This window comes from Pseudophaeobacter sp. TrK17 (genome assembly GCF_042192375.1).
In the GTDB taxonomy this organism is placed as follows: Bacteria; Pseudomonadota; Alphaproteobacteria; order Rhodobacterales; family Rhodobacteraceae; genus Pseudophaeobacter.
This window is the reverse complement of the sequence record NZ_CP071700.1, coordinates 867,205-879,834: the sequence shown is the minus strand read 5'-3', so window position 1 is coordinate 879,834 and position 12,630 is coordinate 867,205. Positions and strand designations below refer to the sequence as shown.

Sequence of the window (12,630 nt, the reverse complement as noted above, 5' to 3'; positions counted from 1 at the left end):
TTGCAAGCTCTGCGGTGCAGCCCGTCATTCCCGAGTTCCCCGGACAGCATTGGATCAGAACTTTACGGAGAAAGCCCCTTCGTTTCAGCCGTTGAATTTGCGGGCTGTGGTCAATAAAGAAAACAGTACAAACTGAAAACCATGGAGAGTGGTGCTCTTCCGGGTTCGGAAATGAGTAGAGTGTGAAACAGGCTGTGGCTGAACTAAGGGTCGATTTTGTCAGCGGGTCCGTCGCGCACCGCCTGCGGTTCGGTGGCGGCCGTGGTCAAGACTTGGCAAAAGCTATGGGGCTGCGGGCGGGAAAAACGCCAACGATCGTTGATGCAACTGCCGGGCTGGGCCGCGATTCATTTCTCCTGGCCTCTCTGGGTGCGCAGGTGACCTTGATAGAGCGATCGGAGAAAATGCATGCCTTACTGGCGCAGGGTATGCAACGCGCCGAGCAAGAAGGCGGTCAGTTTCGCGAAATTATCAGCCGCATGACCCTGTTAAAGGGCGACTCCAAAGATTTGATCCCCGCGTTATCCTGCGACGCAATATTAATAGACCCGATGCACCCTGAACGGAAAAAGTCAGCGCTGGTGAAACAGGATTTGCGTCAGGTTCGAGAACTGGTCGGCACCGACGATGACGCAGCCGAACTGGTTCGCATAGCGATTGAACACGCGCAAAAACGGGTGGTTCTCAAGTGGCCTGCAAAAGCAGATCCGATAGCTGGGGTTCAGAAATGCACCCACCAAATTCGCGGTAAAACCACGCGATATGATGTTTTTATGGTCGGCTAAGCAAGGCCATGTCGCCCAACTGTTGCAACACCCAGGGCCCGCCCCCAGACCGGATCGGCGAGCGCTGCTATACCAGCCGCCCCCGGTTTTATCTGCAGGTTTTCCAGTCTGACCGTGCCCTGAGGCCAGCCATCAAAACAGACTAAAGGACTTCGATATCGATGGTTCGGAACTGGTCAAGCAGGGCTGTGGCAGCGGTATGGTTGGTGATCACCGTTGAGATCTCTGCCACGTCCCAAGCACGGACGCGATTGGTGGTGCCCAGTTTTGTGTGGTCAGCCAGCGCCACTGTCCGCCGCGCCTGCGCTGCCATCGCGATGGAGACTTCGGCCTCCTGCAGGTCATAAAAATATGATCCTTTTTCCGGGTGCAGAGCAACCGGGGCGGAAAAGCACAGATCGACCTCAAAACGCCGGATTTCTGACAGGGTAAGCTCGCCCACAGTTGCGGGCACATCTGCGGCGATCCGCCCCCCCAGCAGGATCACATCCATTCCGCCAGCCTGCAAGGTGGTGGCAATGTCCAGCGAATTGGTGATGACGGAAACCCCCGGAACCTTCACCAGTTCGCGGGCAAAGACAGCGGTGGTTGATCCGGCATCCACCATGATCGTCTGACCGGGCTGAATCAGGCCGACGGCCTTTTTTGCCATTTCGGATTTTGCCCGGATCTGGGTCGTCATCCGTTGGTGAAATGGATCCTCGGAGCGGGCCTCTGGCAGGATGGCACCGCCGTGGACGCGTACAACTTTGCCGATTTCTTCCAGGTCGAGCAGATCACGGCGCACGGTTTCGCGCGAAACACCCAGCATCCCGGCCAGATCATTGGCGCTGACCTGCCGGTTGGCCGTAAGCATCGACACAATCCGCTGGTGACGCTCCTTTGCCCACATCAGACCGTCCCTTTGCTCCGACTGCGACGCCCCATCAGCGCCAAGGTTGCCTTCATTGACAAGACCGCTACACAGACCACCGCCATCACGCAAGTGGAGAAGGCTGCGGCCTGCGACGTCAGCCCGGCATCGTCCAAGCGCATGATCGTCACGGCGGCGACGCTCAGGTTTGGCGTGGTCAGGAAAACCACAGCCGAAAGCGTCACCATGGAGCGCATGAAGAGGAAGAAAAAGACAGAAACCAGCATCGGCGCAATAAAGGGTGCCACGATGTCGCGCGCCGTGCGACCCAGCCCAGCGCCAAGGCTTCCAGCGGCTTCTTCCAGCGCCGAGGGCAATTGGCGAAACCCTGTCATCACTGTCAGGAACCCCTGTGTGTGGTAATGGTAAAAGTTGACGATGGCGATCAGCGCAGCGGTGCCATACAGCAGGTAAAGCGGCGTCGCAGTGGAGTTGAAAGTCAGGATATAGGCCAGCCCCAGCACCATGCCCGGCACGGCGGCAGGCATCGCCGCAAGGATCTGGATCGGCTGGGCAAGGCTCTGTGGCAGGCGGCGCAGGCCGAGGCCCAGCATGAACACCGCAATGGTGCCGCCCACAGCAGCTGCCAAAGAGACAAGGATCGTCATCCAAAGTGACGAGTACCCCCCTGCCAGGGTGATGTTGTAGTGTTTGAACGACAGTGACATATTGTAGGGCCACAGCTTCACAAAGCTGGCATAGACCACGATCCCGATCACAGCGACAATGGCTGCACAGATCACCAGCGAGACAGCAGCCATGCTCAGGTCGCGCAGCGGTGCAAAGCTGGGCTGGTATGCGACCTGCCCGGTGGTCTGTCCGGCCTGCTGCCGCTTCATCGCTTGGCGTTCGATACTGTAGGAAATGACTGTGGGCAGCAGCAACATGATGCCAACCACGGCGCCCATGTTAAAGTTCCTCTGACCAACGACCTGGCTGTAGATCTCTGTGGCCAATACGGAATAATCGCCGCCGATCACCGCAGCATTGCCAAAGTCGGTGATTGTGATGGTAAAGCAGACAAACGCTGCATTCAGCACCCCAAATCGCGCGGCTGGCAGGGTCAGATCGCGAAACTGCCGCCAGGGCGACGCCCCCATGACCTCTGCGGCCTCATAGGTGCGGGCATCCAACAGGACCAGAGCCGCGCCAATGATCATTACCGCCTGCGGCAGTGCATAAAGCGTATTGGCGATCAGTAGCCCCCAAAACCCATAGATCTCGATCTCAACCCCAAGCGCCCGGCTGATGACGCCATTGCGCCCCAGCAAAAAGATAAGCCCCAGCGCCTGCACCAGCGACGGCGCCAGCAATGGCAGCACGATCACACTGCGGATCAGCCATTTGCCCCTGAAGGCGCAGCGATATAGCCCATGGGCAATGATGAAGCCCAGAAAGACACTGAGCACCGTGGTGGCGCCCCCCATCGCCAACGAATGCCGCGTCGCCCGCCAGAAACCGGCAGAGCCGAGGACCTCGGTATAATTGCCGATACCATAGCTGTCTTCGACAGTAATGGAGCGCAGGAAGACGATCGCCATCGGGTAGGCGAAAAACAAAATCAACCCAAGCAACGGCAGGCCTACGCAGGCAAGTGTCAAAAGGCGATCGCCGTCAAAGTGACGGTGCAATGCGGGGCGGGAGGTCTGGTCGGTGGTGTTCATGCTGTAACGGTCTTTGGCTGATCCACGTCATCAAGAACCCAGGTACAGGCCTGTGAGGCGATGCTCAGATTTACGGAGTCTCCAGTACCACAGGGGGCCCTGCCGTGTGTTTCGACCAGGAGAGCTCCGGCCGGGCTGTCCACTTCCAGGCGCTGCAAATTGCCCAGAAAACTGATGTTTCGCACTGTGGCGGTACCGTTGCGATCAGGTGTCAGGACGATCTGTTCGGGGCGGATACAGGCGAGATATGTCTTGTTGTCGGCGGGACAGGTGGACATCAGTTCCGGGAAATGCTGTCTCACCTCTTGGGTCGACAACAGGTTGCTGCTGCCCATGAACTCCGCCACAAACCGCGTGGCAGGACGGTGGTACAGATCTTCCGGCGTGCCTGCCTGCACGACGATGCCGTGGTTCATACAGATGATCTTGTCGGCAAGCGCCAGGGCCTCTTCTTGATCATGGGTCACCATAAGCGTTGGAATTTCCAGGGACCGCTGCACCTGGCGGATCTCGTCACGCAGGGTGGCGCGGACCTTTGCATCCAGCGCCGAAAGTGGTTCGTCCAGCAACAGCACCCGTGGATCGACGGCAATCGCCCGCGCCAATGCGATCCGTTGTTGCTGCCCGCCAGACAGCTGGCCGGGTAGCTTGTCAGCCACCTGTGGCAGTTTCACCAGATCCAAAAGCTCCGCCACCCGTTCCGCAATTTCAGCGGCGGGAATATCGCGGATCTTCAGACCATAGCCGATGTTTTCTGCCACGCTCATGTTTGGAAACAGCGAATAAGACTGAAAAACGATACCAAAGCCACGCTTGCGGGCAGGCAGGTCGGACAGCGCCGCCCCCTCCAGGGTGATTTCTCCGCCATCCAGATCAGCCAATCCAGCGATCAGCCGCAGCAGGGTGGTCTTGCCGCATCCAGAAGGGCCCAGAAGGCAGACAAATTCGCCCTTCTCGATCTCGATAGAGACGCGATCAAGCGCGGTGAAGGTACCATAGGTTTTTGTGGCGTCACGGACGGTTAAATACATAGGGGATCTTTCCTGGCGTACGGGCGGCTGGGTACCGGCCCGGGTAGACGTGGGGCGACCCGGGCCGCCCCAGTGTTTGGCTCAGCGACCGAACTTCTCTTTCCATAGAGCCTTCACAGAAGACTGCTGCGTCGAGGCCTTAACAAAATCCACATCCGCGAGGATCGTTGAGATATCGGCAGGCAGGCCAGCCGCCTCTGCGGCTTTGGAGGCATCAACACCTGGCACTGTGATCAGGGCTTTGTAGGTTTGATACAGCCCGATGGCCTCATCCGACATGGTCCAGTCCAGGAACGCCTTTGCGGCCTCCTTGTTGTCCGAACTTGCCATCAGGCCTGAGGCTTCCAGCTCATAGCCAACGCCACCTTCGGGAAACACCATGGCCAGCGGATAGCCTTCCTCGATCGACTGCATCGCGGTAAAGGCCAGCGAGATCCCGACGGTGTATTCCCCCACGCGGGCCGCTTTGCACGGCTTCGACCCAGAGGAGGTATACTGCGCCATGTTTGGATCAACCGCTTCGAGCTGGGCCCAGCCGGCCTCTTCTCCCATGCCCTGTAAGACAGCGTTTACATGCAGGTAGCCGGTGCCGGAAGAGTTTGGATCAGGCATCACCACCTCACCTTTGAAGGCCGGATCTTGCAGATCCGTCCAGCTGGTTGGCATCGTTAGCCCCTTCTCCTCCAGCCGCGCAGTATTGACGCAGAAGGCGCCCATGTAGCCAATCGGGGCGAACCATTTGCCATTTTCGCCTCGGAACGTGTCGGGCAGCACCTCGACACCCGAGGCCTGATAGGCTTCCAGCATCTCAAGGATCTGTGGGTCCATCATGGCGCTGACCGCCCAGCCCCAAATCACGTCTGCCTGCGGATTGCCCGCTTCGGCCAGCAGCCGCGCGCCGAGCTTGCCGGTGGAAAGACGCAGAACGTTGATCTTGGTATCAGGCATAGCGGCCTGCGCTGCGGCAACATATGCGGCGATCTCTTCTTCTTCCAGCGCGGTGTAAACCGTCAGGTCATCGGCAAGGGTGGGTGCGGCAAAGCCAAGGGCTGCCAGCGAGAGTGCGGTGGTCTGCATCCAGGTTTTCATCGTGATCTCCTTGTTGGTCCATATCTGTTGGCCCGGACCTGTATCCGGAAAGCTGCGGGTCCTTGTGATGACCCGTTCTGATTGCCCCGCTCTGTTTTTAAACTTGGGGTTATTTGTGTAGTCTTGCGTTTTTGTGGCATTTGTCTACAACAAATTCTCAACACCGATGCCCACAGCCCGCCAACCCGCGCAATTGAGGAATTTTTATGCAGATGATGACGACTCTTTCTGAACCGGAGATGCTGGCCCAGTTTGCTGATCGGTTGGCCAATACCACCGATGCCATGGCCATGAGCTATTTCCGCAACCCGCTGGACATCGAGTCAAAAGCGGACGATTCGCCCGTTACCCAGGCGGACCGCGCCATCGAAGAAGAAATGAGGCGGCAGATCACGGAGACCTTTCCAACCCATGGGATTCTCGGAGAAGAACAGGAATCCATACGGTTAGAGGCCTCCCATTTGTGGGTCATTGACCCAATCGACGGCACAAAGAGTTTTCTGTCCGGCATGCCAACCTTTGGAACGCTGATCGCCTGCATGACCGATGGCAGCCCCGATCTGGGGGTTGTTTCAATCCCGCCCACCAGCGAACGCTGGGTCGGTCAGCGTGGCAAGCCCACCCTGCTCAACGGCAGAGCCTGCAAGACCAGCGCAAAGGCGCAACTTGCCGATGCGATCCTTTATACCACCAGTCCCGACAGCTTTGACTCAGCGGGTTTGGCGCAGTTTGAGACCCTGTCCAAACGGGCTGCACTGCGGCGGTTTGGCGGCGATTGCTATGGCTACGGACTGCTGGCTTCGGGGCATGTGGACCTCCTGTTCGAGATGAACCTGCAACCCTATGACTACATGGCCCTTATCCCGGTCATAGAAGGCGCAGGCGGCGTGATTACCGACTGGGATGGACAGCCGTTGACGCTGGCCTCCGAGGGAAAAGTCATCGCAGCCGCCAGCACCACACTCCACGCAGAAGCGCTGGCAGCTCTGCGCAGCGACGGCCCAAACCGCTAGTCCCGCCCCATGTTTGATCCCAAGGACTGATCATGTGATCCGTTCGAATTCATTCCAGCGGGGCTGCGAGCAACGCCCCCACAGATCAGACTACGGTGGCTCTGCCGCTGTGCAGTAGATCGGGATGGGAATGGGGCCATGACCTGGGGCATATCTGCGGCCCGCCACGCCACCACAGCCGAGCGTTGCAGGGCCAATGACAAGGGTGAAACCATCGCTGCACACCCCTGTAAAATGCGCCAACATGGCCCCCATTCCACCCCGCTTGTTCGTCAAAACACATCTGCCCAGCGGCCCATTGATTTTCGCGCCTAATTGTCGTTTTGCCCCTTGCGAACAAAAGGGAACAGAAATAGAAGATGTCCCAGACTGTGTGGCAGGACACCACGTGCCACAGTTAAGTCCTTGAAAAGGCGAGTTGGCGGAGTGGTGACGCAGCGGATTGCAAATCCGCGTACACCGGTTCGATTCCGGTACTCGCCTCCAAACAATCTTCTTGAAGAAAATTCCCCAATGCTTCCAGTATATCCCATGTGTTACAGGGGCTTGCCGGATACCTCGTGCGTTGGACTATGTGAACCCTGACTTAGCCGGGGATGGTTTCCTTGCAGGCTACTCAAAGTTCAACCATAGGTCCCCTGCCTTGTATCCACCCCGGATCAAGTACCCCGGATCATTGACCTCAGGATGCTGCTCTGCCCAATCGCGGTATCGGTCATTCGTCACGACTTTGGCTCCCAGATCAAGCGCAGCGGTCAAAATTGCGGGGTCTGCGGGCGATCCTTTTGGGACCACCATCACACGTTCCTCTGGCAATCCCAAAGCCTTCGCCAGCGCCCCGTCATGTTGGTATTTCCCACACAAGAGGTAACCAACGTTGGCATCAAATACGACGCCGGGTGTGTATCCCGCCGCGCGAAGCTCCTGGACCACCTCCCGGAGCGTCTCGATTTGGGGAGTTCCGTCACGCCAATACATGACGTTTGAACCGTCCAAGATCACCCAGCGCTTACTTCGCTTCGTGAGAGCTCTTAGGGCAAGAATCAGGCTGGCAAGAAAGGCCGGGCCCGTGACCAGGACGAACGCGGAGAAACCAGAAATGAGCAGGGTACCGACAAGCGCAATACTTGAGACGACGAGTAGTAAATACGGGGTTTTCATGGAAGCTTCGTAGCCCGCTTTTCTGGCCATTTCCAGCCTCTTCGCCAGCCAGAGCCCTCCAGCAACCGCAAACCTCCGCCAGTTCCTCGTTCTGCCCGTTGCTCTGCTTGGACGGCCCCCGACCTACCCGGTAGAGGGTGTTCAGCGAGGGGCAGCGGTGGGGCCTGTCCAAATCACAGCTCAGGTTGAAGCCCGCCGTTAAGCCCCCCCATCCGTCGTATCTTTTGTCCGCCGCTGGGCCCTCGCCTGGATGCTCGGCTCGACAGCGCCACCGGTTTTGGCAGCGATCGCAAGCCACTGTTTTCCCACCGATCACCGCTTGGTTGACCACACAGGAGACAAAGCGCGCCGCCGTGCTCTATTCTATGGCGCGGATTTGGTCGCTCAGCTTGGCAATAGTTGTCAAACGCTCTGCAATGCTTCTTTGAAAACTGCCGAGCTGATTGATGATGTCATCCAGGGTTTCCCCATCTTTGGGCAACCGCGCAGCTTCGATTTTGCAAAGAACCCTTGTGGTGCTTAGTCCCAAAAACTGTCGGTGCATCACATTGCAAGCATGTTGAATTCTGTCAGCTTCGAAATTGACTTGCTCGCCGCCTTTACAGGCCTGCTCCCTCTCTCTTTTGATAAGATTTGCAAGGATCTCACGCTCTTTCGCAATATCGGCCGTCCCCAGCGCCCGCCGCTCTTTGGATAGGAGATCGTCACATTCTTCCAAGATGCGGGTCATGCCCTCAACAAACAGACGGTTGGTCACCGCGACTTTAATCTTGTGGAAATTGCTGTTTTCTCCCATGACGTTGGCCTCGAACCAGTTCGACATCTCAGAAGACATACTGCCATAGTTTTGCGATAATACGGTAACAGGGCCACCTGCTGGCTCGATGCGAGATGCGATCACTCTCAGATTATGAGGAATGGTCCGCATTGCATCAAATTCCCCAATCAGGCTTTTGGTTTCGGCAACTAGCGCATTGGCATCTGACACAGTTTGCTGCAGTTGCAGGATCTTTGGATCCGGAGCTGTATCGAGGCCGGCAGAACGCGAAAGCAGCTCTTCGGTTAGAGCGGCGGTGCAAAATTGGTGATAGTTTTCATACCCTTTTGAAAGCACCCATTTATTCAACAACTCCGCACTGTCGCTCGGAGACAGATCACCGTCCCCTTCGGCCTGCAGTAGCTCTGCATAGGCATTTTTGACCTCGGTGAACATTGCGCTGCTGGGGCGAATACGCGCAGAGAGGTATCCACCGGGGCAAGGGACAATGACCGCAAAAACCCAGTAATGCAGGCCGTCTTTTGTTTTGTTCTTGACGTAGGCACCTATGCTCTCGCCCCGTTTCAGGGTTTCCCACAACAGGTGGAATACACCTTTGGGCATATCTGGATGCCGGATGATCCGGTGCGGGGCACCGAGAAGTTCGTCCCACTCATAGTGAGCAACCCGCTTGAACACATAGTTGGCTGCTTTGATCACACCGCGTTCGTCTGTTCGCGAGATAAATACTTCGTGAAGACCAAAGGGAGCTTCTCCCTGTGTCGGTCGAGCATGTAGGCGGCGGTCGTTGATTGTCACTTTGACGTTCCATTTTCATGATAGCTCTCTGCTAAGATTACTTAGAAATTCTTCCAAATTCTTTAAAAGGATTGCGGGCGCTCAACCGTGGTGAGCAAGCGGGGCTTGGCGCAAACCAAACCATTGAAACAAAAGGAGTTCGCAATAAAACTACCGATGATCGCCTGGGTCATCCGACTTGCCATGATGGCACGAGCCCATAGATGGAGGCAGCCCAATGCCTGAGTATAGCCCCAGCCCCACTATCGGCGCGCGCTGGCGATCCTGCTGGGGGCCTTGGCAATCACGTTTTTACTGGGCGAGAGGCTAGTTGCTTCGGTAAACAAAGGACATTCTCCGTTTGACACCTTTTGGTGGCGGCGGGAAGGGATCGGCGTTTTGAACCTGCCTCTTGGCGGCACGAGCCAGCTCTTGCGTGCCTGTATTGCTGATAATTTCAACCCCGGCCAATGAGCCATCAGGATTTATCTCAAACAGAACCTGAACAACGCCTGGAACCGAAACCCGAACCGAGACGGCTCGGTTGAGATGAAGCAAAACCCGGCCGGCATAATTGGTGGTGCTGGCGTTGCCGGTATTGCGGCTCGACTGCAGGCCAAAGCCTTCGGCCAGGGACCCACCGCTTTGCCCGGCAAAGGGATTGGTTTCACCGTTTTGATAGGCGCTCAGAGGCGATTCAATCAGTGGTGGAGACCGAAGAGCGCTCAGGTCAGTTGCGGCCTCTCTCTCCCCTGTGGGCGCGACCTGGGAGCGGCGGCGCGACAGCTGTGGGCGCAACGAAACGGCAACGGCCTGATCGGTCTCACCTTGCGCTATGTCCGTTCTTTCAGGGGGGCTGCCTTCCGCCTCTGGGTCACTCAATGGCTCCAGTGTTTCAGGCGCAGAGGCTTCTCCCAGGGGAATTGTGGGAACCATTGAGGGCACCGGCGACGGGGTAACAGGCAGGCTGGGCGGGACGGAAACCGACAAGGCCGCGCGAGGCTGCGGCGCAGGGGGGACTGGCGGGGCGGGTGTTGGGTCAGGCACTGTCGGTGCTACTTGCTGCGGTTCGGCAAGGCTGTCCTGCTGGGTGCCAGAGGGGGCGCGTGTCTGGGGCTCAGCAATCTGGTCCGGCGCCTGTTCGCCAGCTCCAGATGCTTGCGACGTCACCTCCTCTGCCCTGCCTGTGTCCGGTGTAAAACTGCTCTGCGGTGTCTCGGATGCAACAAGCGCCTCACTGATCGGCGGTTTTGCACTTTCTGGCTCCGGGACATCGGCTGGCTCCGGCTTGGGCACATCGGCGGGTTCCGGCTCGGGCGGCGGAGTTGTTTCAGCAGGGGGTGGCTCTGGCTGCGGTTCGGTAAAGTCTTCAAAGGCGTTGCCAACAGCGATGGCATCCTCCCCCCCCTGCTCAGACGGCTGCGGAGCCGGCCTAGTCTGCACAGCATGCAAACCGCCAAAATGCAGCAGCAGCGACAGCAGCAATGCGGCAATCGCGATAACAGTGGAGCCTCGGATCATTCCAGGGACCGCACAGTCACGAGAAAAACGCCGGGCGCGCCCAGACGGCGCAATGCGCCGGTCACCTCAATCAAACGCGCCCCTGGCACGGCGCGGTCCGGGACGATGCGCACCGGCTTGGCCCCATGGTCAGCCATATATGTCTGAGGATCAGTCACAGCGCCCCGGAAGCTCAATCTGCCATCCTGGTGCAACACCAGCGCATCCGGCGGCTCACGCCCTTCCAGGCCAGAGGTTTCCACCAACTGTAAATTGCTGTCCAGCGGCGGCGCAACCGTGCCGGCGATCAGGAAAAAGATCAGCATCAGGAAAACCACGTTGATCAGCGTGATCGTCGAGTCGCGTTTGCGGCCTATGCGGGGGCGCCTGATCATGGGATCATTCCAGCACCATGACGGACAGCCCCTTGCGGCCACGCAGATGCACCAACAGATCCACCACCCGCTGCGCCGAGGTATCGGCATCAAGACTAACCAGCACCTGCCCGGTTTCAACCTGTGCAGCCAGTTCTTCCAAAGTGACCGATGCGCCATTCAAAACAAGGCGTGAGGCCCCAAGCTGCACAAAAACCCTTTGATCGGGTTGTGTCTGTGGCGCCGCGGTCCCGGCGGTCGCCTGGCCCAACTCGATTTCACCAAAGGTTGAAAAGGTCGAGGTCAACATGAAGAACAGCAACAGCAAAAAGATCACATCAATGAGCGGCGTCATCGACAAGGCACGCCGGACAAAGGGGGCTTGGTTACGCATCGAAAGATGTGGCGACTTGTGCCTCGGCGGCCCGGACCTGGCCCGTAGACTGAGACCCGGCTTGGCCAGCGGCCAACGTTTCTACCTGCGTTCCTGCCTGGCCGGGCACCAGAACGGTTTGCAGGGCTTTGTCGGCAAACACTCTTTCGCGTGCTGTTCGGCTTTCAAACCAGGCCAGAACCATAGAGGTCGGCATGGCCACGGCCAGCCCGACAGCGGTGGTCAGCAGGGCCACCCAGATCCCTCCGGCCAGCAACGACGGATCAACCGAAGAGCCCGCACCTTGCAGGTTCTGGAAGGCCTCGATCATACCAAGAACCGTGCCAAACAACCCCAGCAAGGGCGCAAGCTGGGCAACGGTGTCGAGAAACCGAAAGCCGCGTTCCAGCCCGGCAAGGGCCAGCCCTGCTTCGGCTTCAAGTCGCCCCTCAAGATCAGCCTGGCCCTGGGCCTGCATTGCCGCACGCAACAAAGGCGCCAGATAGCTGCGGCTCTCTGAGATCCTCAGCTGCGCCGCCTGTCGCTCCCCGGCATCCCAGGCCTCCAGAGCGTCTGAGAGCACACGATGGCGGCCAACGCCGCAGACGGCAAACTGCCAGAGCTTGTACAGCGTCACCCCAAGCGTCAGTACAGACACCGCAATCAGGATCAAAACCACCGGACCACCAAGGGCGAGGATCTCGCGGATGACATCAAATGACTTCATCCCAGCAACTCCACTGTTTGCCGACTGCTCAGCGAAAGCGCCTTATCGCAGATCTTACTTTCGACCCCATCGATGAGGCAGGAGTTAGCACCGTTGATCAGCACCTGCCCCACCGTGCTGCAGGCCATATTTGGCAGCTCAAATTGGCGCACCCGAGGCCGGTTTTCAGGCAGTTCGCGAAAATCAAAAAGCGACAGGCTCACCACGCCACCTGAGGTGTCAAAGATCACAGTTTCAAAAATGCTCTGGTCGATAAGCTGGCCTGTCTCATTGCGCACCAGGAAAGTCAGCCGACAGGCTGCCCCCACATCCTGGAGGGCGTTCAGCTCCAGGAAAAGCGGCGATGCTGCCTTCTCGGCGGGTTGGGCCAATACCACACCTGGAAAGACGCTGAGACAGAGCACCAAAGAGGCGATATGGCGACGCAACATATGTTGGCTCCTGA

13 protein-coding genes and 1 tRNA gene are annotated in these 12,630 nt (G+C 58.2%); 3 read left to right on the top strand and 11 right to left on the bottom strand.

Annotation, left to right across the window (positions count from 1 at the left end; all coding sequences use genetic code 11):
* Positions 1-182 precede the first annotated feature (182 nt).
* Complete coding sequence (locus tag JZI28_RS04140) at positions 183-785, top strand: class I SAM-dependent methyltransferase (protein WP_375699322.1); 603 nt, start codon at positions 183-185, stop codon at positions 783-785.
* A gap of 142 nt (positions 786-927) precedes the next feature.
* Here the strand turns inward: JZI28_RS04140 and JZI28_RS04135 are convergent, their stop codons facing one another.
* The 4 genes from JZI28_RS04135 to JZI28_RS04120 all read right to left on the bottom strand — a co-directional run bounded on the left by JZI28_RS04135 (position 928) and on the right by JZI28_RS04120 (position 5,482).
* Positions 928-1,677, bottom strand: coding sequence for a DeoR/GlpR family DNA-binding transcription regulator (locus JZI28_RS04135; RefSeq protein WP_375699321.1), 750 nt, complete (start codon positions 1,675-1,677; stop codon positions 928-930).
* Positions 1,677-3,362, bottom strand: coding sequence for an ABC transporter permease subunit (locus JZI28_RS04130; protein WP_375699320.1), 1,686 nt, complete (start codon positions 3,360-3,362; stop codon positions 1,677-1,679). The genes JZI28_RS04135 and JZI28_RS04130 overlap by 1 nt, the downstream gene beginning before the upstream one ends.
* Entirely contained in the window at positions 3,359-4,393 is a 1,035-nt protein-coding gene (locus JZI28_RS04125) for an ABC transporter ATP-binding protein (protein ID WP_375699319.1), read from the bottom strand. The genes JZI28_RS04130 and JZI28_RS04125 overlap by 4 nt, the downstream gene beginning before the upstream one ends.
* Positions 4,394-4,474: 81 nt before the next feature.
* Positions 4,475-5,482: an ABC transporter substrate-binding protein gene (locus tag JZI28_RS04120; protein WP_295454470.1), complete on the bottom strand. Its 1,008-nt coding sequence runs from the start codon at positions 5,480-5,482 to the stop codon at positions 4,475-4,477.
* A 212-nt stretch (positions 5,483-5,694) separates the two neighbouring features.
* Here JZI28_RS04120 and hisN point away from each other — a divergent pair, with 212 nt between their 5' ends.
* Positions 5,695-6,495 (top strand): histidinol-phosphatase, encoded by an 801-nt coding sequence (gene hisN, locus JZI28_RS04115; protein WP_375699318.1) that lies wholly within the window; start codon positions 5,695-5,697, stop codon positions 6,493-6,495.
* A 412-nt stretch (positions 6,496-6,907) separates the two neighbouring features.
* Positions 6,908-6,981, top strand: a tRNA-Cys gene (locus JZI28_RS04110).
* 126 nt (positions 6,982-7,107) lie between these two features.
* On the opposite strand, the gene JZI28_RS04105 is transcribed toward JZI28_RS04110, so the two are convergent.
* From JZI28_RS04105 to JZI28_RS04075, 7 genes are all read right to left on the bottom strand, one after another.
* Complete coding sequence (locus JZI28_RS04105) at positions 7,108-7,686, bottom strand: hypothetical protein (protein ID WP_375699317.1); 579 nt, start codon at positions 7,684-7,686, stop codon at positions 7,108-7,110.
* Between the two features lie 328 nt (positions 7,687-8,014).
* Entirely contained in the window at positions 8,015-9,232 is a 1,218-nt protein-coding gene (locus JZI28_RS04100; RefSeq protein ID WP_375699316.1) for a PAS domain-containing protein, read from the bottom strand.
* A 306-nt stretch (positions 9,233-9,538) separates the two neighbouring features.
* Complete coding sequence (locus JZI28_RS04095; RefSeq protein WP_375699315.1) at positions 9,539-10,732, bottom strand: TonB family protein; 1,194 nt, start codon at positions 10,730-10,732, stop codon at positions 9,539-9,541.
* On the bottom strand, positions 10,729-11,106 hold the full coding sequence (locus JZI28_RS04090; protein ID WP_375699314.1) for an ExbD/TolR family protein: 378 nt from the start codon (positions 11,104-11,106) through the stop codon (positions 10,729-10,731). The genes JZI28_RS04095 and JZI28_RS04090 overlap by 4 nt, the downstream gene beginning before the upstream one ends.
* A 4-nt stretch (positions 11,107-11,110) precedes the next feature.
* The gene (locus JZI28_RS04085; protein WP_353400427.1) at positions 11,111-11,479 is read right to left on the bottom strand and encodes a biopolymer transporter ExbD; all 369 of its coding nucleotides are present in this window, start codon (positions 11,477-11,479) and stop codon (positions 11,111-11,113) included.
* The gene (locus tag JZI28_RS04080) at positions 11,472-12,185 is read right to left on the bottom strand and encodes a MotA/TolQ/ExbB proton channel family protein (RefSeq protein WP_375699313.1); all 714 of its coding nucleotides are present in this window, start codon (positions 12,183-12,185) and stop codon (positions 11,472-11,474) included. The genes JZI28_RS04085 and JZI28_RS04080 overlap by 8 nt, the downstream gene beginning before the upstream one ends.
* Positions 12,182-12,616 carry a hypothetical protein gene (locus JZI28_RS04075; protein ID WP_375699312.1) on the bottom strand — a complete coding sequence of 145 codons (435 nt, stop codon included), beginning with the start codon at positions 12,614-12,616 and terminating at the stop codon, positions 12,182-12,184. Before JZI28_RS04075 ends, JZI28_RS04080 begins: the two co-directional genes overlap by 4 nt.
* Positions 12,617-12,630 lie beyond the last annotated feature (14 nt).